The 21,120-nt window shown below is 41.5% G+C and carries 17 protein-coding genes; 14 read left to right on the top strand and 3 right to left on the bottom strand.

The window, feature by feature from the left end; all coding sequences use genetic code 11:
• Window positions 1–53 precede the first annotated feature (53 nt).
• The 3 genes from AC4MCC_RS08580 to mnmG all read right to left on the bottom strand — a co-directional run bounded on the left by AC4MCC_RS08580 (window position 54) and on the right by mnmG (window position 3,880).
• A complete protein-coding gene (locus AC4MCC_RS08580; RefSeq protein WP_491885134.1) occupies window positions 54–380 on the bottom strand; it encodes a hypothetical protein in 327 nt (108 codons plus the stop codon).
• Window positions 381–495: 115 nt separating this feature from the next.
• The gene (gene mhpT / locus AC4MCC_RS08585; protein WP_491885135.1) at window positions 496–1,689 is read right to left on the bottom strand and encodes a 3-(3-hydroxy-phenyl)propionate transporter MhpT; all 1,194 of its coding nucleotides are present in this window, start codon (window positions 1,687–1,689) and stop codon (window positions 496–498) included.
• A 310-nt stretch (window positions 1,690–1,999) separates the two neighbouring features.
• Window positions 2,000–3,880, bottom strand: coding sequence for a tRNA uridine-5-carboxymethylaminomethyl(34) synthesis enzyme MnmG (gene mnmG, locus AC4MCC_RS08590; RefSeq protein ID WP_159122801.1), 1,881 nt, complete (start codon window positions 3,878–3,880; stop codon window positions 2,000–2,002).
• 249 nt (window positions 3,881–4,129) lie between these two features.
• Between mnmG and AC4MCC_RS08595 the strand changes: the two genes are divergently transcribed.
• From AC4MCC_RS08595 to dnaE, 14 genes are all read left to right on the top strand, one after another.
• Complete coding sequence (locus AC4MCC_RS08595) at window positions 4,130–4,519, top strand: hypothetical protein (RefSeq protein WP_491885136.1); 390 nt, start codon at window positions 4,130–4,132, stop codon at window positions 4,517–4,519.
• Between the two features lie 146 nt (window positions 4,520–4,665).
• Complete coding sequence (locus AC4MCC_RS08600) at window positions 4,666–5,553, top strand: bile acid:sodium symporter family protein (protein ID WP_491880842.1); 888 nt, start codon at window positions 4,666–4,668, stop codon at window positions 5,551–5,553.
• Between the two features lie 87 nt (window positions 5,554–5,640).
• A complete protein-coding gene (locus AC4MCC_RS08605) occupies window positions 5,641–6,540 on the top strand; it encodes a bile acid:sodium symporter family protein (protein WP_180017654.1) in 900 nt (299 codons plus the stop codon).
• A gap of 123 nt (window positions 6,541–6,663) precedes the next feature.
• Entirely contained in the window at window positions 6,664–7,569 is a 906-nt protein-coding gene (gene prmA, locus AC4MCC_RS08610; RefSeq protein WP_180017652.1) for a 50S ribosomal protein L11 methyltransferase, read from the top strand.
• Between the two features lie 18 nt (window positions 7,570–7,587).
• Window positions 7,588–8,448 carry a DUF3426 domain-containing protein gene (locus tag AC4MCC_RS08615; RefSeq protein ID WP_491880841.1) on the top strand — a complete coding sequence of 287 codons (861 nt, stop codon included), beginning with the start codon at window positions 7,588–7,590 and terminating at the stop codon, window positions 8,446–8,448.
• 401 nt (window positions 8,449–8,849) lie between these two features.
• Window positions 8,850–9,119 carry a DNA-binding transcriptional regulator Fis gene (fis, locus tag AC4MCC_RS08620; protein WP_001086304.1) on the top strand — a complete coding sequence of 90 codons (270 nt, stop codon included), beginning with the start codon at window positions 8,850–8,852 and terminating at the stop codon, window positions 9,117–9,119.
• A 94-nt stretch (window positions 9,120–9,213) separates the two neighbouring features.
• A complete protein-coding gene (gene purH, locus AC4MCC_RS08625; protein WP_419365733.1) occupies window positions 9,214–10,788 on the top strand; it encodes a bifunctional phosphoribosylaminoimidazolecarboxamide formyltransferase/IMP cyclohydrolase in 1,575 nt (524 codons plus the stop codon).
• Between the two features lie 147 nt (window positions 10,789–10,935).
• The gene (gene purD / locus AC4MCC_RS08630) at window positions 10,936–12,219 is read left to right on the top strand and encodes a phosphoribosylamine--glycine ligase (RefSeq protein ID WP_491885137.1); all 1,284 of its coding nucleotides are present in this window, start codon (window positions 10,936–10,938) and stop codon (window positions 12,217–12,219) included.
• A gap of 85 nt (window positions 12,220–12,304) precedes the next feature.
• Window positions 12,305–13,144: a TIGR02391 family protein gene (locus AC4MCC_RS08635; protein ID WP_419365735.1), complete on the top strand. Its 840-nt coding sequence runs from the start codon at window positions 12,305–12,307 to the stop codon at window positions 13,142–13,144.
• Window positions 13,145–13,155: 11 nt separating this feature from the next.
• Window positions 13,156–13,704, top strand: a complete 549-nt coding sequence (locus tag AC4MCC_RS08640; protein ID WP_491885138.1) for a GNAT family N-acetyltransferase — start codon at window positions 13,156–13,158, stop codon at window positions 13,702–13,704.
• 540 nt (window positions 13,705–14,244) lie between these two features.
• On the top strand, window positions 14,245–15,120 hold the full coding sequence (locus tag AC4MCC_RS08645) for a MetQ/NlpA family ABC transporter substrate-binding protein (RefSeq protein WP_005235248.1): 876 nt from the start codon (window positions 14,245–14,247) through the stop codon (window positions 15,118–15,120).
• Window positions 15,121–15,192: 72 nt separating this feature from the next.
• Entirely contained in the window at window positions 15,193–16,218 is a 1,026-nt protein-coding gene (locus AC4MCC_RS08650) for a methionine ABC transporter ATP-binding protein (RefSeq protein ID WP_347453937.1), read from the top strand.
• Window positions 16,215–16,910 (top strand): methionine ABC transporter permease, encoded by a 696-nt coding sequence (locus AC4MCC_RS08655; RefSeq protein WP_004786199.1) that lies wholly within the window; start codon window positions 16,215–16,217, stop codon window positions 16,908–16,910. The genes AC4MCC_RS08650 and AC4MCC_RS08655 overlap by 4 nt, the downstream gene beginning before the upstream one ends.
• A gap of 623 nt (window positions 16,911–17,533) precedes the next feature.
• Window positions 17,534–21,106, top strand: coding sequence for a DNA polymerase III subunit alpha (gene dnaE / locus AC4MCC_RS08660; protein WP_491880836.1), 3,573 nt, complete (start codon window positions 17,534–17,536; stop codon window positions 21,104–21,106).
• Window positions 21,107–21,120 lie beyond the last annotated feature (14 nt).

Raw genomic sequence — 21,120 nt, forward strand, 5'->3', positions numbered from 1 at the left:
TAAAAAAGCACCCAAGGGTGCTTTTTTATTTCTTATATATAATAGTTAGATTCTTACACTGTTAAACCGATATAACGCGAATAACCTGCCGCACCTAGATCCGATTTTAAAATCAGATAATTCGGATAAGTACTTGTAGTGATTTCTTCGAACATATTGACGATGTCATCATTGGTATGTAGCTCATCAACCGTTTTTTGCATGGTTTGCTCAAATTCATCGGTAATGTATTCAAAACCGATATCCATAGCGATAAAGAGCGTATGTTCGCAAGGTTGGACATATTGTTCTTCTTGCCAATTAATGATGTCTTGATGGCAATGAGGGCAAGCAATATTGTCAGTGGCTTGGATGTCGAGTTCTACGAGTTGGTAAGACATAATCTTCATCAAATGCTGTTTGACATAATGTTATCAAAGCCATTAACAATGCATAAGCTACAAACATAAAAAAAGGCAGCTTAAAATGAGCCACCTTTTTTAAATTTGCAAATATTTATTTAATTTTAGATTTGTATTTAGACAAAGCAGTCACTGCTACAGCTGAAATCATCACTGCTGGCAAACTTGCCATCAATACACCGGTAGTCCCCAAACCGAGTGCCAAGATTTTCCCTGACAATAATGGCCCAGTCATTGCACCTAAACGTCCCAGAGAAATTGCACTACCCACGCCTGTTACTTTACCTGTGTCTGAGTAGAAAATTGGCGAAATGCCGTAAAGAATCGACTGACCACCTGTTGAGAAAATCCCACCCATCAAGCCAGCAAGAATAAGTAATGGAATGACTTTACTTGTAAATAACAAGATCAGTGCAACAGCTAAGCCAACATAGATAATTGCTGCCATCTGCCAAAGTTTCAAACGATCCAGCATAAAGCCTAAACCAAGCGTACCTACCAATGCCCCTACTTGGAAGATCAGCATAATACTAAACGCTTGTGGTTTTGATAAACCTTGTTCCATTAATAAGTTCGGCAACCAACTGATCAGAATGTAGTTAATCATCAAGGTAAAGAAGAAACCTACCCACAGTGGTATGGTACGTTTATATTGTTCAGTTTTAAACAAAACCTCTACCATTGGCGGAACGATTTGTTTTTTAGTATGGGTTTGTTCTTTTTCTTTTAAGATAAATGCCATAAATGGAAGTAATAGCAACGGCGCTAAACCACCAATTAAGAATAAGGTATGCCAAGAAATATCTTTAAAGAAAATTGCTAAGCCTGCTACAAAAATAGCCCCTACAGGTAAACCGCAATACATCAAACTGTTTAATTTACCGCGATTAGCTTCAGTCGCTTCATCACCTACAACTGAAATCATGGTTGGCATTGCAGCCCCCAAACCTAAACCCGTTAGAAAGCGCGCAATATAGAGTACCTCAATACTTGTTGCTACAGCAGTTAATGCCATGAATGCACCAAAGATTGAGATTGAAAGCATCAGTACTTTCTTTTGCCCCAAGTAATCTGCAATACGTCCTCCAAAGAACGCACCAAATAACATACCGAATACACCAAGGCTAAAGACATAACCCATTTCAACTTGACCAAGGCTAAATGTTTCAGCAATTCCTTTTGCAGCAATACCCGGCGCTTGCAAATCGAAGCCCTCGAAAAATGCCACCCAAAAACATAAAAATATGACTAAAAACTTTTGTAATTTATTTTGTTGTATTGATGCCATGATTCCTCTCCAGCAGTAAACAGCTTGCCTATTGTTTGACTGAGCTTGCAGGGGAATTGTCTGCCTATAACCAGAAAATATATACCACTACAATGGTCGGAATTGGACTTGTGGTAATTTGCTTTAAAAGAAGGATTAAGACTTAGAAACAATAGCTATATTTAATATTGCAATTTTTATTATTAAAATAAATATAAAAATCAAATATTTATTTATTGATAAATAATTACTATCAAATCATTACCAAAAGTGATGATGATCTTTAAAAATAAAAAAGCCCGCATTACACGGGCTTCTTTAATTCAAAATCTTAAGCAGATTTTTTCGCTTGAGCATTCTTACGAATAGTGATCATCACCAATTGAACTGCTGCTGGTGTTACACCTGGAATACGGCTTGCCTGAGCCAGTGTTTCAGGACGAATATCTTTCAGCTTCAAGGTAATTTCGCGAGAAAGACCTGAAACAACATCATAGTCAAAATCAGCAGGAATCTTGGTTTCCTCTAAACGTTTCATTTGCGCAACGTCTTGATGCTGACGGTTGATATAACCTTCGTATTTCACCGCAATTTCAATCTGATCACCCACTTGTGGTGAAACTTCAGAACCCGTCAACTCAGCAATTTGAGCAAATGTGATATTTGGACGCTTGAGCAGATCAATCGCAGAACATTCTTTAGAAAGATCCGCACCCGTCATTTCTACGAATTTTTTACCCATTGGGTTGTTTGGTGCAGCCCAAAGATGTTGCAAACGACCTGTCTCTTTCTCTACAGCTTCCATTTTTTCACAATAAGCTGCCCAACGTTCGTCATCTACCAGACCCATTTCACGACCGATCGGTGTTAAACGTTGATCCGCATTGTCTTCACGTAGCATCAAACGGTATTCCGCACGTGAAGTGAACATACGGTACGGTTCTTTAGTACCTAGTGTGATCAAGTCATCAACCAGTACACCCATGTACGCCTCATCACGTTTCGGTGTCCATTGTTCCTGATCCCAAGCGCGACGTGCTGCGTTCAAGCCTGCAAGCAAGCCTTGAGCACCCGCTTCTTCATAACCTGTTGTACCGTTGATTTGACCAGCAAAGTACAGATTATTGATCGCTTTGGTTTCCAAAGTGAACTTCAACGCTTGAGGGTTGAAATAATCGTATTCAATCGCATAACCCGGACGAAGAATGTGCGCATTTTCCATACCACGGATTGAGCGTACCAATTCAAACTGAACATCAAATGGCAAAGAAGTTGAAATACCATTTGGATAAAGCTCATGCGTATCTAAGCCTTCAGGCTCCAAGAATACTTGATGCGAGTCTTTATCCGCGAATTTATGAATTTTGTCTTCAATCGATGGGCAGTAACGTGGACCTACACCTTCAATCACACCAGTGTACATTGGTGAACGGTCTAAACCGCCCCGAATAATCTCATGAGTACGTTCATTGGTATGAGTGATGTAGCAGTTCACCTGTTCAGGGTGCATAGACACATCACCCATAAATGACATGGTTGGTGACGGGAAATCACCCGGCTGCGGTGTCATGACAGAGAAGTCGACTGAACGCGCATCAATTCGTGGTGGCGTACCTGTTTTTAAACGACCTACAGGTAAGTTTAATTCACGTAAACGATGTGCCAATGAAATTGAAGGAGGATCGCCAGCACGACCGCCTGAAGCATTGTTTAAACCAATGTGAATCACGCCACCCAAGAATGTACCCGCAGTCAGCACTACAGTTTTCGCATCAAAACGAATACCCATCTGGGTCACGACACCTTTAACAGTATCGCCTTCAACAATCAGGTCGTCTGCCGCTTGCTGGAAAATATCCAGGTTCGCTTGATTTTCTAAAGTCTCACGAATTGCCGCTTTATAACGAACACGGTCAGCCTGCGCACGAGTTGCACGTACTGCAGCGCCTTTACGTGAATTCAGAATACGGAATTGAATACCGCCTTTATCGGCAGCCAGTGCCATCGCACCGCCCAAGGCATCAATTTCACGCACTAAATGTGATTTACCGATCCCGCCAATGGCTGGGTTACAGCTCATCTGCCCTAAAGTCTCAATGTTATGAGTTAAGAGTAATGTCTGTCGACCCATACGTGCTGCAGCCAGTGCTGCTTCCGTACCTGCGTGACCGCCACCGATAACAATGACATCGTATACTTTAGGATAGTGCATAGTGGTAAATAGAGAGATAGAAAAAGGATAGCTGAACATTATAGCAAACTTCCTTCCAAAGTTGACAAAATCACTTGAATTTATCCTTCGGAATTTGCCCTGCCCGCCTATAAAGCAATGTAATTAAACTTTGCATACTTACTATATAAATTAAACATCTTAACTCAAAAAGTTACCCGACTCATATTGTTTAATATTGATTAGTTTTTAATCTATAAAGTGGTCACATTACAAACAAAGGTATACATGATGAATAAGAATATTTTCCTAGCAACAGCGCTCTGCGGTCTATGTTTCGCTCCATTTGCAGCCTCAGCAAATGATAAAGTCGAAAAGGTTTATAATGCCCAAAAATACCAGCAAGTTTGTAAAGGTAAATCAGAGGGTGCTCCTGTAAGTTTTGCTTACCGCGGTATTATCTGGAATGGTACCTGTCAGCAACAGTTCTTCCCTTCATCATCAACCAATATCAAAGGCGATGAACCTGAACTTTATACATCTTGTAGTTCAGGCGGCGAAACTTCTGCAACCATTAATGGCACTCAGGTCAATGGTAAATGTGCATTAGGCTTTACCCCTCCACGTCCACCGTCACAAATGCAAACTCAGCCTCAAACCCCATCTCAATCAGGGATGTAAATCACTATATAGCTAATTAAATATATTTTTAATCAGAAACTTAACGGGTAAAATGCATAAATTTTACCCGTTTTTATATTGCTTATTTATTCATCTACGCTAAACTCAAAATATACCTAAAAAATGAATAATAAAAAGGAAACTTCATGGATTCGGGGTTTTTTAGCTTATTTTTGCCGATTACTTTGGCAATTACGATGATGGGGTTAGGACTACAGTTAACAATCAAGGATTTTCTACATGTTAGCCGTTATCCTAAGGTGATTTTCATTGTCTTATTCTCACAACTGGTGATTTTAACCGGTTTAACCTTTTTAATCTGTCTGGTACTGGATCTGCCGCCATTGCTTGCTGTAGGCATGATGCTGCTGGCTGCCTCTCCAGGAGGTGCTACTGCCAATCTGCTGAGTTATCTTTATAAAGGTGATGTTGCACTTAATATCACGTTAACCGCCATCAATACGATTATTTCTATTTTTACCTTACCTTTTATTATGAACCTGTCCCTGTACTATTTTATAGGACAGGATACCGGCATCGGCTTACCACTTGAAAAAATGGCTCAGGTTTTTCTGATTACGATTATTCCGGTTGTGATCGGCATGTTGATTCGGGCAAAATTTCCAAAGCTTTCAGATATTGTACATATGCCAATGCGGCTGCTATCTATCGCTTTTTTAAGCATGCTCTTGATCTATGCCATTTTCCAAGAGCGCTTTAACATCATCGAATATTTTGCCAGTATCGGGATTGCTACTTCCATATTATGTTTTTCCAGCCTGTTTCTCGGTTATTGCCTGCCTTTATTAATGGATATTCCAGACAAGATGGCACGCGCCTGCACCTTCGAAGTCGGCATTCATAATACGACTGTATCCATGACGATTGCGATTTCTGTCCTGAATAATGTCACCATTGCCATCCCTGCGGGTATTTATTCAATTGTCATGTACGTTTTTGCTGGTATTTTTGGCTTTATGATTAGTCAGCAGAAACTTAGCTATAGTGGCAAGAGTCGTTTATCAGATTTGTAACTTTCTAAGTCAATTTCCTGCTTAAGCTGTATGCTTTTTATAGAAAATTTAAAACTATTAAAATAAATTTCTATAAGGAGCATACAGATGGACTCTGGCATCATAACAATATTCCTCCCCCTCGCACTCGCCATCATCATGGTGGGATTAGGACTCGAACTCACGCTTAAAGATTTTGCCCGGGTCAGTCAGCACCCTAAAGCAGTGCTGGTTGCCTTGTTTTGTCAATTAATTCTACTGGTAAGCATTGCTTTCATTCTATGTAAAGTTCTGGCTTTACCACCTTTACTTGCTGTTGGTCTGATGTTGCTGGCCGCATCGCCAGGTGGCAGTACCGCAAATCTGTTCAGCTATTTGTTTAAAGGCGATCTAGCCCTCAATATTACCTTGACTGCGATCAATTCGGTGGTTGCTGCATTTACCTTGCCTTTAATTATGAACTTTTCCATTATGCATTTTATGCAGGACAGTCAGCAGATCAGCTTGCAGTTCGGAAAGATTCTGCAAGTGTTTGGTATCATTATTATACCAGTCGCGATTGGTATGTTGATTCGTCATTATGCGCCTGCGCTTACAGTAAAGTTAAACAAGCCTCTCCGCATTTTTGCAGTCCTCTTTCTGGTGCTGATTATTGCAGGAGCAATTTATAGTGAACGCGCCAATATTGCCGAATATCTGACTCAGGTGGGTTTAGCAACCGCCCTGTTCTGTCTCTTCAGCTTAATGATTGGCTATTTTGTTCCACGCCTGATGAATATCAATTCCGCTCAGGCACGTGCCAGCGCCTTCGAGATCGGTATTCATAACAGCACACTCGCCATGACTATTGCACTTACTGTCATGTCCAGCACTGTAGTTGCTATGCCCGCTGCGGTTTATTCAATCTTTATGTATATCTTCGCGGCTATTTTTGGATTATTACTGAATCGCTTTGCTCCAGTAGCTGCACGCCCTACCATCTCTCCCACTCAAGAAAATGCGTTTTAACCGGTTTTCGTAAAAAGGGTGCGAAAGCATCCTTTTTATTTGACTCCGTCTCAAGAAGATCACACCTTCAAGCTGAACTTCCGTTACAATAGCTTTTTGAAAAAATGTATAAAGGTTATTTCTGTGAAGTGGTTACAAATTCATATTACAGTTGATCAAGCTCAGGTAGATTTTACTGAAACATTACTTAGCTCACTGGGCGCCGTAAGTGTCACTCTGGATGATGCTGAAAACCAGGATTTACTGGAACCACTTCCAGGTGAAACACCGCTCTGGAATAAAGTGATCGTGACTGGCATCTATGCTCAAGAAGATGACGAAGAAGAAATCGATGTAGCTGCATTGGAAACCTTTATTCGCGCACAACTACCTGAAGCACCGATCCGCCATGAATTCCTGGAAGATCAAGCTTGGGAACGCACCTGGATGGATGCCTACGAGCCAATCCAGATTTCTGAAAAATTCTGGATTGTTCCAGAGTGGATGGAAGCGCCTGAAGCAGATGCAGTGAATATTAAACTTGATCCAGGTTTAGCTTTTGGTACAGGTAACCATGCCTCTACTTTCCTTTGCTTGCAATGGCTGGGTAAAACCGATGTAAAAGACAAGATCGTGATCGATTATGGCTGTGGTTCAGGCATTCTGGCTGTCGCGGCCCTGTTACTCGGTGCCAAATATGCCTATGCAACTGATATTGACCCACAAGCTGTTTTAGCGACTAAACAGAATGCTGAACTGAATGGCGTATTGGATCGACTTTATGTTGGTTTACCGGAAAAGTTCAATGCAGAACTTGGTGAGCAGAAAGCAGATGTGTTTGTTGCCAATATTCTGGCTGGCCCACTCATGATGCTTGAGCCTGAGTTCGCAGAATTGGTCAAACCTGAGGCAGAGTTCGCACTCGCAGGTGTTATCGAAGAGCAAGTTGCTGATGTTACTAGCATTTACTCAAAACATTTTGATATATTAGAAGTAGAAAAACGCGATGAACACTGGTGCCGTATCTCGGGGAAACGCCATAAGAATTAAAGAGTCTATAAAACATTTATGAGTGACAAGCGAACCCACTGCCCGACCTGCTCTACAACCTATAAAGTTACGGTTGCGCAATTAACCATTGCCCAAGGCATGGTTTGCTGCCCAAAATGTAGTACGACCTTTAATGCTTTATCGCATCTGGTGACCGAAGCACAGAATTCGGTCGCCCTTACCCATACGCCAAGTCATGTTTCTTATATTAATAGAAGCCTCACCGAATCTACTTCTTCAGCTAATTCTTCAGATCAGCACTATTTACTGAATATCTTTGATGAAAAAGTTGAAAACTCAAATATTGATCTGAAAACCTATCTGAACAACCTGAATTATTTCAGTACCGAACCGATTGCAGTCCTCCCTAGCATGAACTGGGATGATCAGGCTGATAAACAGCACAATAAAGGCCCGCTTTATTATTTAGGCTGGACCAGCCTGAACCTGTCCCTATTTGGATTACTGTTATTTCAATTCTTCTGGTTCAATCCGCACTATATTAAGAATAGTCATGTGATGAGTGTGGCTTTTAACAATATCTGTGAAGTGTTCAACTGTTCCAATCTGGAAGAACATTACAATCTGATCAATACCAATAAGGTCAAAGCCAAAGCGATTGCCACAGATAAAACCCAGTTTAGTGGCGAGCTGATCAATTTCCACAAGCGCAGTCTGGAAATGCCAAACTTGAGAGTTCACCTTAAAGATCAGGGTGTGGTTTTGGCGACTTATAATTTAAAACCTCAGGAATACCTGATCGAAAGCCTGGTCAAGATTCAACGTATTCCCCAAAACAGCCCATTTAAATTTGAATTTGTGCTTCCTGTCGACCGTAAAGACTTCGATAATTACAGTTTGGAAATAATTCGACCTTAATATTGATAAAAACTATTAAAAAACGAAAAAAAAGTTAAAAAAAATGCAGTTTTCTTGCTCACTTTTCCCGAGACAATGGTATTATACGCGCCACGAAAGCTATGTGCTGCAAACTCCTCGCTACTTTTTCACAACAAATACAGTCTTGCCTAATGCGCTATAAAACTTATTGCGTATCGAGCAGATTTTTTTGTTTTGATTTTGGTCAGTAACAAAACTTTAACTATTGTTACGCTTATTTTTCGACCAAATCGTCGAGATGTGGCAAGCTACAAGCTCAATGTAATGACCAAGTTTTAGAACTCCAGTTTTAGGATCTAAAATGGAGTTCATTTCAATTTCTAGACCACTTTTATATATCGCTTTACCCAAGTGATATTTGATTTTTCGGATTAATTCGCATGAATAGCAAATCTCCTATTTTTACTGCACAATCTGATGTCGCTCTTCGTATTCACGTAGATCGCGCAGTTCGCCACTACTTTGCACAACTGCAAGGCGAGCAACCTTCTCAGGTGTACGACATGGTGCTGGCAGAAATGGAGAAGCCTTTATTATCTGTCGTTCTAGAATATACGCGTGGTAATCAGACACGCGCTGCCGAGATTCTCGGACTAAACCGCGGTACTTTACGTAAAAAGTTAAAAGCTCACGGTTTAATGAGTGAATAAATGGTAAAATGCTTGCGGCTACCGCAGGCATTTTTTTTGACTGTTAATTAGCTATTTAGATTTAATCTGTTCCTTGGTAACTGTGACGAAGATCATGACTATTAAACGCGCTTTAATCTCTGTTTCCGATAAAACCGGTATTGTGGAATTTGCACAAGACCTTGCTGCTCTTGGGGTAGAAATTTTATCTACAGGTGGTACATACAAATTGTTGAAAGACAATAATGTCGCTGTAGTAGAAGTTTCGGAGCACACTGGTTTCCCAGAGATGATGGACGGCCGTGTAAAAACGCTACATCCGAAAATTCATGGTGGCATCCTGGCTCGTCGTGGTCTAGACGAAGCTGTGATGGCTGAACACAACATCGATGCGATCGATCTTGTCGTTGTTAACCTGTATCCATTTGCTGCAACTGTAGCGAAACCAAACTGTTCACTGGCTGATGCGATTGAAAACATCGACATCGGTGGTCCAACAATGGTTCGTGCTGCTGCAAAAAACCACGCATCTGTGGGTATCGTGGTAAACGCTGCTGACTATGCAACTGTAATTGCTGAGCTTAAAGCTGATGGTGCTTTATCTTATGCAACCCGTTTTGACCTTGCGGTTAAAGCATTCGAACATACTGCTCAATATGACGGTATGATCGCATCTTACTTAGGCGCTCGCGTAGGTAAAGAAGAAGGTCAGGCAGACAAATTTGCGCGTACTTTCAATACTCAATTAAACAAAGCTCAAGACTTACGTTACGGTGAAAACCCGCATCAGTCTGCTGCTTTCTATGTAGATCCTGCTGCGAAAGAAGCTTCTGTTGCGACTGCTAAGCAGCTACAAGGTAAAGAACTTTCTTATAACAACATCGCGGATACTGATGCTGCACTTGAATGTGTGAAATCATTTGCGAAACCTGCTTGTGTGATCGTAAAACATGCGAACCCATGTGGTGTTGCAGTTTCTCTAGATGGCATCAAAGCAGCTTATGATCTTGCTTATGCAACCGACCCTGAATCTGCATTCGGTGGCATCATTGCATTCAACCGTGAATTAGACGTTGCAACTGCGCAAGCAATTGTGGATCGTCAATTCGTTGAAGTGATCATTGCTCCTAGCATCGCTGAAGGCGTACTTGAAGTAACTGGCGCGAAGAAAAATGTACGCGTACTGGTATGTGGCGAACTTCCAGCGATTAACGAACGTGCTCCACAACTTGACTACAAACGTGTAAACGGTGGTTTACTGGTTCAAGATCAAGACTTGGGCATGATCACTAAAGATGACTTGAAAGTTGTGACTAAACGTGCTCCAACTGAACAAGAAATCGATGACATGATCTTCGCTTGGAAAGTTGCAAAATACGTGAAGTCTAACGCGATTGTTTATGCGAAAAACCGTCAAACTATCGGTGTGGGCGCTGGCCAAATGAGCCGTGTAAACTCTGCTCGTATTGCTGCAATCAAAGCTGAACACGCTGGTTTAGTGGTTGAAGGTGCAGTAATGGCATCTGATGCATTCTTCCCATTCCGTGACGGTATCGATAACGCGGCTAAAGCTGGCATCAAATGCATCATCCAACCAGGTGGCTCAATGCGTGATGAAGAAACTATTGCAGCAGCTGACGAAGCTGGTATTGCAATGGTATTTACTGGCATGCGTCATTTCCGCCACTAATTTTTAAGTATTAAATTCCAAACCCTCCTTTTCGTAAGGAGGGTTTGTTACATCAGTAGATTATTTAATATCTTGCTATAAGATGTTAAAAGATTTTTAAACCTCATTGGGTTTGTGGAATTTCATTTTCGAGGGAATTTTCTAAAGATGAACATTTTAGTTTTAGGTAGTGGCGGCCGTGAACATGCTCTTGCATGGAAAATCGCACAAGACGATCAAGTGGCAAAGGTATTTGTTGCACCGGGCAATGCAGGCACCGCAACTGAAAATAAATGTGAAAATGTCGCTTTGGACATTCTCAATAACCCTGCCATCATTGATTTTGCAAAAAATAATGCAGTTGAAATGATTATCGTGGGCCCTGAAGCACCGCTTGTGAATGGTGTGGTTGATGCTTGCCGCGAAGCAGGTGTGAAAGTTTGGGGTCCTACTCAATACGCTGCTCAGCTTGAAGGCTCTAAAGCATTCGCAAAACATTTCTTAAAACGTCATAACATTCCAACAGCTTTCTACGATGTATTTACCGAAGTCGATGCAGCGAAAGCCTTTGTTGAGAAAAATGGTGCGCCAATCGTAATCAAGGCGGATGGTCTTGCTGCGGGTAAAGGTGTGATTGTTGCCATGACCAATCAGGAAGCATTTGATGCGATTGATGACATGCTGGCAGGCAACAAATTTGGTGATGCCGGTTCTCGTGTGGTGATTGAAGAATTCCTTGCAGGCGAAGAAGCATCTTTCATTTGTATGATTGATGGTGACAACATCCTACCAATGGCAACGTCTCAAGATCATAAACGTATTTTTGAAGGCGACCAAGGTCCAAATACGGGCGGTATGGGTGCTTACTCTCCTGCGCCTGTGGTGACTGCAGACGTGTTTGAAAAAGCAATGAATGAAGTGATGCGTCCGACTGTTGAAGGTATGAAAAAAGACGGTCACGTATACACAGGTTTCTTGTATGCAGGCTTGATGATTGACGACCAAGGTCAACCGAAAGTAATCGAGTTTAACTGTCGTTTTGGTGACCCTGAAACTCAACCAATCATGATGCGTTTAAAATCATCTTTAGTTGATTTGGTTCAAGCAGGTCTTGAAGGTAATTTACCTGCAGAAGCTGAATGGGATGAGCGTAAAACTGTTGGTATCGTACTAGCATCTAAAGGCTATCCTGAAACTTCTAGTAATGGCGATGTGATTTCTGGTTTAGATACTGAAATGACTGATGCGAAAGTGTTCCATGCAGGTACAAAAGCCAATGAAAATGGTGACATCGTCACTGCGGGTGGTCGTGTGCTTTGTGTGACTGCGCTTGGAAATACGATTGGTGAAGCACAAGCGAAAGCTCTCGAGCTTTGTGAAAAAGTAACTTTCGACGGCGTTCAATATCGTAAAGATATTGGTTATCGCGCAATTGCCCGTGAAAATGCTTAATCTTAAATTAGATTAAACAAAAACCCCGCTAAGTGCGGGGTTTTTATTATATGATTTAATCAAATTACTTACCTAATAAAAATATATGCTGAATTTATTTAATAAACCTTCTGACACAATTCAGTATTTAGGAACGCCTTATACTCAAGATTGTATTGAAGCTATTGCTATGATCATTCAATTCGAAGCGCAAATCGAAAGTGCAATCGTTTTAACATATGATCAAACTCACTGTTTTTTAGTAAAAGCATACCGACACTTATATCTTATCCGTTTTGGATTCCGATCAGATTATATATCTGAGGGATATAAAGGATTTGTTAAAGCATTAAACCTTTTAAGGCGACATGAAATTGAAATAAAAGAAGTGGTTATTACACAAAAATTATTCGAAACTATAAATCGAAATGCTTTAACGGATAGTGATATAGAGTTAATTTTAAACAACCCTAACATTAGAACTAACACAATATACAATTATATCAATAATTTAGAAGTCATATTCAAAGAACCTTTGAATATAGATCGTTATTATCCTTCAGAATTACCATTGAATTTAATTGATCCGAGAATTTTGGATTTAGCCTTAAAATTCCGCGATGATGCAGATTCGGCTATTATGAAAGCTTATACTCGATTAGAAGACATTGTGCGGGCAAAAATTGATTCAAAAAAATTTTCTGCTTCTCTTATGGATGATTCCTTTTGTTCTGATTTAAAGAAAAATAAGTTATCCCCCTTTAAGTGGGAATCAGAAAATGAGGATTCCTCAACCGCTATTGGTCGACTGTTTGTAAATACATTTAAAGCATATCGGAATCAACGAGCACATAGTGAAGTTGATAAGTCAATTTCCCAACTTCATAGAGAGTTTTTATTAATCAATGAACTTTACCTACTGGAAAGTGAGTCAATAAGACGATAAACAGATACTGTATGACTATTCATCTCAAAACCCCTCGCCTAATCCTCCGCCAATGGCAAGAATCCGACACTGCCCCATTTATTCAAATGTGTGCAGATGAGGATGTGATGCGTTATTTTCCCGCCCTACTGACACCTGAACAAAGTTTACAATTTATCGAAAAAGTGACTCGGCAGATTGATCAGCATGGTTGGGGTTTATGGGCAGTTGAGCTAAAAGAGACTAAAGAATTTATTGGTTTTATTGGGCTGCAACCCCAACCTAAATTGTTTGAGTTTTCACCCTGTATTGAAATTGGCTGGCGGCTAGCAAAAAAATATTGGCATCAAGGTTATGCGACTGAAGGTGCACGTGCAGTATTGGATTACGCGTTTACCACTTTAGGTTTGGATAAAGTTGTGTCGTTTACTGCCACAGTCAATACACCATCCGAAGCGGTGATGAAAAAGATAGGCATGCTAAAAACTCAAGAATTTCTGCATCCAAAGTTGCCAGAGGATCACCCTTTATGTTGGCATGTATTGTATGAAATCAATCAAAGTAATTACTCAGTTAAATAAAACACGGCTTAAATCCTGCTTAAGCGTTTATTAAAAAAGATCTTTCAGTAGCTCAATGAGCTAGTAGATTTACCCATGTTTATTCATTTTTATGATTTCTATTGGATAAAATCTTATAAAGATCAATATTTAAGCGGTTTGGAATTTTGGCTTATCTTCAATAAAAATAATATATTGTATTCATTAATATTTTAATCATTTTTACCCAATTTATATTCTATTAAAAAGATAAGTAAATACTTTTTATCCACTATATCGAATAAATAATAATTGCTATGATTGCGCCCATTCAGAGTGCCAAATTTGACTATATCTTATTAAAAACCTCTATTTACTCTCTCCAGATAGAGAGTTCATATAGCGGTTTGGTGAACTCTGACCCGATCGAATTAACGTGAACTGTTGCAGTACATTTGCATTTTCCCTGCCGGAGCCACATGCGACATCGATCTAGAGTCAGATGAAAGTGTAATAAAACTCCACTTTAACATGACCTTAAAATGCATATACTTTAGGCAACACGAAAATTAGGACATCTTTATGAAAAAGCTACTTGGCGTTTTACTCAGTGCATCTGTACTGACTTTAACTGCATGCGGGAAACAAGAAGCGCCTGCAACGGACGCAGCACAAAACAAAGATTCAGGTGAATTGCAAACGGTTACTATGGCATCGACTGGTTCAGATGCTGACGTATGGCGCTACATTTCAACTTTGCCTGAAACTAAACAAGCCGGCATCAAGCTTGATGTGAAAAACTTTACTGACTATGTGGCGATGAATACTGCTGTTGCCAACAAAGAAATTGATGTCAACGCCTTCCAGTCTTATGCCTATATGGTTGCTTATAACGACGCCAATACTCAAAAGATCGCTCCACTTTCTACGACTTATCTTGAGCCAATGGGGATTTACTCAAGCAAAGTGAAAAAAGTTGAAGAGTTTAAGCAAGGTGCGACAATTGCTATTCCTAACGATGGCGCGAATGAATCACGTGCATTGTTACTTTTACAATCTGCGGGTCTGGTAAAACTTAAACCAAACTTTGACCTGGTAAAAGGTACGCCTGCTGACATCACTGAAAATGCGAAACAGATTGTCATCAAGCCAATTCAAATGGCGACTGCAGTCCGTGTGAAAGATGAAGTAGATGCGATTGTTCTAGGTAATACTTTGGCAATGGAAGGTGGTCTGAACGTATTGAAAGATGCGATCTATTACGAAGCGATTGATCAAAGTACTAAAATGAATGTTAACATTTTAGCTGTCGCTGCTGACCGTCAAAATGATCCTGTACTTCAAAAAGTTGGCCAGTTGTATCATACTCCTGCTGTGAAAGCCTATGTTGATGAACACTTCGGTGGTACTAAAGTTGCTGTAAATAAACCAGTGACTTATTTAACCGAAGAAAAGTAATACAATAATCAATATTCAGAACAGGCAAGATTTCTTGCCTGTTTTTTTATTCGTGATGCAGTATTTGACACTATGATTGAATTTAAAGACATCTCCAAACAGTATGAGCTCAAGGGTCAAACCTTACGTGCCTTGAATCGGATTAATTTACAGATTCCAACCGGCAGTATCTTTGGCATTATTGGCTATAGTGGTGCCGGTAAAAGTACCCTGATCCGCCTGATTAATCTGCTTGAACGCCCTACTTCTGGTCAGGTGATTATCAATGGCACGGACTTTACTGCTTTGGATGCCAAATCATTGCGTCAGGAACGTACCCAGATCGGCATGATTTTCCAGCATTTTAACTTAATGCAGACCAAAACTGTTGCTGCCAATATTGAAATGCCAATGAAGTTGCTTGGCTGGAGTAGGGCTGAACGGGAAAAACGTCTCGAAGAACTGCTGGATTTTATTGACCTAAAACATAAGCGTCATGCTTTTCCGGACGAGTTATCAGGCGGTCAAAAGCAGCGTGTCGGTATTGCTCGTGCATTGGCAAATCACCCAAAAATTTTGTTATGTGATGAAGCAACTTCTGCTCTAGATCCGCAAACTACTAAATCTGTACTGCAACTACTCAAACGGATTAATCAGGAACAAGGCATTACCATTGTTATGGTCACCCATGAAATGGATGTGATCGAAACCGTGTGTGATTATGTGGCTGTCATGGAAAAAGGTGATGTGATTGAAACCGGTTCTACCCTGCAGATCTTTAGTCAGCCACAACATCCGACTACGAAAAACTTCATTCAGACTGTACTTCAGCAAAACTTGCCAGTGAATATTCTGGCGAATCTGGAAAACCAAAATCATCACAGTATTTATTGTTTAAAATTCCTGGGCAGCTCAGCGCAGGAAACCGTGATTCAAGGTGTGATTAAACAGTTTGATATCAGCTTGAATATCCTGTTTGCCAATATGACAGAAATTAATGGGTCGGTGATTGGCCAGATGTTTATCCAACTTTTAGGAGATCCAGCGCAAATCACAGCAGCGATGCAATATCTGAGAGATAACGGCGTACAAGTAGATCAAGCAGGAGTACAAGAATGAGAGACTTAATTGTACAGTGGTTGACCACTATTACTGCGCCATTCTGGAAAAGTTCGCTGTCGATGGATCAGTTTGTCACAGCACTACAAGAAACTTTCCACATGGTGTTCTTCGCAATGCTGTTTGGCTGTATCTGGGGCTTTATTCAGGCGATTATTTTACTCGTCACTCGTCCAAACGGGATTCTGCCAAACCGTGTGATTTACCATGCTCTAAACCCGATTGTGAATGCACTGCGTTCCCTGCCATTTATTATTTTGCTAATTGCGGTGATTCCACTAACCAAGTTTTTGGTCGGAACATCAATTGGTACTTGGGCAGCGATTGTACCTCTAACTATTTATGTCGGTCCTTATATCGGCCGTCTGGTAGAAACCTCTCTGCTGGAAGTGAATGAAGGCATTATCGAATCTGCTCAGGCGATGGGTGCAACACCAATGCAGATTATCTTTAAGTTTATTCTGCCGGAAGCGCGTAGCTCACTCATTCTTAACCTCACTACTGCAACCATCAGTCTGATTGGTGCAACGGCGATGGCTGGAGCAGTTGGTGCCGGCGGCATTGGTGATCTGGCAATTTCTTATGGTTACCAGCGTTTTGATACCTCAGTCGTGATCATGACTGTAATTGTTTTGTTGATCTTGGTACAGATTGTACAAAGTGTCGGTGACTGGTTATCTCGACTTCGTTAAGCTAAATTCCTAAGTAAATAATGCCCTCTTTTTGAGGGTTTTATTTTATCTACTAAGCAAATGATCTTACATTACAAATCCACCTTAACAGCTCTTTATTCAAATTCTACTAAGCACTAGCTATAGAGAATGGTGACAGGATGTCGCCCATTGATCTGTCTTGCACAAGCTTTAAAGCAATGCTTAAAACTTGCTCAGGAAGTGCCATCAGATTAACAAAGGGGTTTTGTTACTTTTGGCCCGTCAAAAGTAAGGCATAAACACTACAAAGTTAAAATTGAATAAAATACTGAAATTCGATTTTTCCAATAACTTCATGAAAAAGCTTATTAGCACTTGAAATTCTTCTCTTACTTTTGAAAGATGAATAGCACTACTATGCAAAGTAACAAAAATCTTCTGTTGGCTTGATGATACCTCCCTGTATCACAAGCCAACGGCGACATCCATGTCGCCTCATACAAATTCAATTTGGGTACGTAGTTCTATTCCGATAAAATGATAAACGTGGCTTTAAGTCAATTCTAATTCACAATCTAAAAGTTCAGCATTTCCCCTCAATTTCAAACTGAAACAATAAATCCCATGCTAAACTATCGAGTGGTTTTTGCAGGGACTCATATATGCACTTTGTTCATCTTGGTATTCATACAGAATTTTCGATTACTGAATCCATCGTACGTATACCTGACTTGGTCAAAGCTGCTGCGAATGACGAGATGCCAGCACTTGCGCTGACTGATTTATCCAATCTACATGCCGCAGTCAAATTCTATAAAAAATGTCTGGATAAAGGCATTAAACCAATTCTCGGTTCTGAAATCCGCCTGAATGATGCGGAACATCGTGTCACCCTGCTTTCTATGACCAATAAAGGCTGGCGCAACCTGACCGAACTGGTGTCCGAAGGTTATATCAGCGGCCAGCAACTAGATATTCCTTGCGTACAGAAAGATTGGATCTTGAACCAGCACGATGACATGATCGTATTGCTCGGTATGCAGTCCGATGTCGGCAAAATGCTGATTACCTCAAATCCTGATAAAGCTGAACCGCTACTACAAGAATGGGTAGAGAAATTTGGCAACCGTGTTTATCTAGCCCTCACCCGCACTGGCCGTGCTAATGAAGATACTTTCATTGAAGAAGCGGTAAAGCTCGCAAAGAAATATAATATTGGTGTAGTTGCACATAATGATGTGCACTTTATTGCTCGTGAAGATTTTGAAGCACATGAAGCGCGTGTCTGTATCGCAGATGGTTATGTGCTGGGTGATAATCGCCGTCCTAAAACCTATAGTCCTGAACAATATTTTAAAAGCTCAACAGAAATGGCGGAGCTATTCTCGGATATTCCAACCGCGATTGAAAACACCTTCCATATCGCAAAACGTTGTAATGTCACCCTACGTTTAGGTTTCAACGATCTACCAGATTACCCAATTCCTGAAGGCCATACCATTGATACCTATTTCGCACATTTGTGTGAAGAAGGCTTAGAGGAACGCCTGAACTTCCTGTATCCACCAGAAAAACGTGAAGAAGATTGGCCTATAATCCGTCAGCCTTATGATGAACGTCTGGCCTTTGAGATCAAAATTATTCTGGATATGGGCTTCCCAGGGTACTTCTTGATCGTCATGGACTTCATTCAATGGTCCAAAGGTAATGGCGTGCCGGTAGGTCCAGGCCGTGGTTCAGGTGCCGGTTCCCTCGTAGCTTATAGCCTCAAAATTACCGACCTTGATCCTCTGCGCTATGATCTGCTGTTCGAACGTTTCTTGAATCCGGAACGTGTTTCGATGCCCGACTTTGACGTCGATTTCTGTATCGCGGGTCGAGACCGCGTGATTGACTATGTCGCACGGACTTATGGCCGTGATGCGGTATCGCAGATTGCGACTTTCGGTACCATGGCGGCTAAAGGTGCGATTCGTGACGTAGCCCGTGTACTGGGTAAATCTTATGGTCTGGCCGATCGTATTTCCAAACTAATTCCGACCAAGCCTTTGGGTTTAAGTCTGGAAGAATCTCTGGAAGCAGAACCACAGCTAAAAGACATCGTCACCAATCCATCGAATCCCGATTATGACGATGCCTCAGAAATCTGGGAAATGGCACTCAAGCTGGAAGGTATTACCCGTAACACCGGTAAACATGCCGGTGGTGTGGTCATTGCCCCAACCAAGCTGACTGACTATTCAGCCGTGATGTGTGATGCTGATGGTACAGCACGTGTAGCCCAGTTCGATAAAGACGATGTCGAAGCTGCCGGCCTGGTAAAATTTGACTTCTTGGGTCTACGTAACCTGACTGTAATTGAAGATGCGATCAAGCATATTAATGCACGTCCAGACGTCACTGAGCCAGTCAATATTTCCTATATTCCGCTGGATGACAAGCCTGCCTATAACATCTTTGCGACGGCGAATACCACTGCAGTATTCCAGTTTGAATCCGTCGGCATGAAGAAGATGCTCAAGGAAGCGCGTCCAAGCAAGTTCGAAGAAATTATTGCCTTCGTATCGCTATACCGTCCAGGTCCAATGGACCTGATTCCTGACTTTATCCATCGTATGCACGGTGGTGAATTCGAATACCTGCATCCCTTGCTGGAAAAGGTGTTAGAGCCAACTTACGGGATCATGGTATACCAAGAACAGGTAATGCAGTCTGCACAGTTCTGTGCCGGCTATAGCTTGGGTGGTGCGGACTTACTTCGTCGTGCGATGGGTAAGAAAAAACCTGAGGAAATGGTCAAGCAGCGTAAGATCTTCATTGAAGGTGCTGCGAAAAAAGATATCGATGAAGCCACCGCCAACCATATCTTCGACTATATGGAAAAATTCGCAGGCTACGGCTTTAACAAATCGCATGCCGCCGCCTATGCCCTGGTAGCTTATCAAACAGCTTGGTTGAAAGCGCATTACCCGGCTGAATTTATGTCAGCGGTGATGACCTCGGAAATGCAGAACACTGATAACGTGGTGTTCCTGATTGATGACTGCCGTCATAATGGTCTGGAAGTATTGCCTCCATCGGTGAATATGTCGATTTACCAGTTCCATGCCAGCGATCCAAAAACCATTGTGTATGGTTTGGGCGCGATCAAAGGTGTCGGTGAGGCGGCAATGCAATCCGTGATTGAATCACGTCAAAAAGAAGGTCCATATAAAGACCTGTTTGACTTCTGTCACCGTATCGACCTGAAGAAAATCAACAAACGTACCCTTGAAGCCTTGATTCGTGCAGGTGCACTGGATTGTCTGGGTATTGAACGTGCCGATCTGATGGCACAACTGCCTGAAGCCGTACAAGCTGCAGATCAGGCCCGTCAAAACCGTGAAACCGGCATCATGGACCTGTTTGGTGAAGTTGAAGAAGTTCAACGTAAACCTGCCAAACCGGTGAAACCGTGGTCAGATGAAGTCCGTCTCAAAGGTGAAAAAGATACACTCGGCCTATATCTAACGGGTCACCCGATTGATGTATATCGTAATGAGCTGAAAGCCTTTGTTCCTTGTCAGATCAATGAATTAACCCCAACCCGTCGTGGTGTAACGACTGTATTTGCCGGTCTGGTAGTCGATGTCGCTAACTTCCCGAACCGGATGATGGTGACATTAGATGATGGTACGGCACGTATCGAAATTTCTACCAACCATGAACGCTTCCAGCGCTTTAAAGACATCGTTCAGGTCGATAAAGTGGTGGTGATTGAAGGTGAAATTTACGAGCGTGAGGGTTTTGATCGTCCACTGGGTCGTCTGACCAAAGCCTTTAGCCTGAATGAAATCCGTCAGAAACGTGCCAACAGCATCAAAATTACCTTGCAAGCTGAACATTACAGCAAAACCCTTAGCCGTGACTTGCAGCAGATTCTAATGCCATATACCAATGTGGACATGAGTACGCATATTCCAGTGATTCTGTATCTGGATTATGGCTATGCCACGGCCGAACTGCATCTGGGCTTAAGCTGGAAAATTGCGCCGCTGGATGAGCTGCTCGCCAAGTTGCGTGACTATTTTGGCAAGACTGCGCTGTATATCGAGTATCAGGTGAAATCTAAAGCTGCCCGCGCCGTATCTTATGAACAAGCCAAACCAGTTGAAGTGCCACCTCCACCTTCAGATATGAGTATGGACGATGCCCTGGCACAGTATGAAGCCGAGTCTCAACCGCAATACTCATAAAATCTGACCTTTAA

It is taken from the genome of Acinetobacter sp. CAU_H_56, assembly GCF_058599425.1.

Coding starts and splice junctions, on each gene's coding strand:
- purH (WP_419365733.1), top strand. CDS start 9,214: ATGACTATTAAACGCGCTTTAATCTCTGTTTCCGATAAAACCGGTATT.
- AC4MCC_RS08655 (WP_004786199.1), top strand. CDS start 16,215: ATGAGAGACTTAATTGTACAGTGGTTGACCACTATTACTGCGCCATTC.
- AC4MCC_RS08640 (WP_491885138.1), top strand. CDS start 13,156: ATGACTATTCATCTCAAAACCCCTCGCCTAATCCTCCGCCAATGGCAA.
- AC4MCC_RS08635 (WP_419365735.1), top strand. CDS start 12,305: ATGCTGAATTTATTTAATAAACCTTCTGACACAATTCAGTATTTAGGA.
- AC4MCC_RS08600 (WP_491880842.1), top strand. CDS start 4,666: ATGGATTCGGGGTTTTTTAGCTTATTTTTGCCGATTACTTTGGCAATT.
- dnaE (WP_491880836.1), top strand. CDS start 17,534: ATGCACTTTGTTCATCTTGGTATTCATACAGAATTTTCGATTACTGAA.
- AC4MCC_RS08645 (WP_005235248.1), top strand. CDS start 14,245: ATGAAAAAGCTACTTGGCGTTTTACTCAGTGCATCTGTACTGACTTTA.
- mhpT (WP_491885135.1), bottom strand. CDS start 1,689: ATGGCATCAATACAACAAAATAAATTACAAAAGTTTTTAGTCATATTT.
- AC4MCC_RS08580 (WP_491885134.1), bottom strand. CDS start 380: ATGTCTTACCAACTCGTAGAACTCGACATCCAAGCCACTGACAATATT.
- AC4MCC_RS08605 (WP_180017654.1), top strand. CDS start 5,641: ATGGACTCTGGCATCATAACAATATTCCTCCCCCTCGCACTCGCCATC.
- AC4MCC_RS08650 (WP_347453937.1), top strand. CDS start 15,193: ATGATTGAATTTAAAGACATCTCCAAACAGTATGAGCTCAAGGGTCAA.
- mnmG (WP_159122801.1), bottom strand. CDS start 3,880: ATGCACTATCCTAAAGTATACGATGTCATTGTTATCGGTGGCGGTCAC.
- AC4MCC_RS08615 (WP_491880841.1), top strand. CDS start 7,588: ATGAGTGACAAGCGAACCCACTGCCCGACCTGCTCTACAACCTATAAA.
- AC4MCC_RS08595 (WP_491885136.1), top strand. CDS start 4,130: ATGAATAAGAATATTTTCCTAGCAACAGCGCTCTGCGGTCTATGTTTC.
- purD (WP_491885137.1), top strand. CDS start 10,936: ATGAACATTTTAGTTTTAGGTAGTGGCGGCCGTGAACATGCTCTTGCA.
- fis (WP_001086304.1), top strand. CDS start 8,850: ATGAATAGCAAATCTCCTATTTTTACTGCACAATCTGATGTCGCTCTT.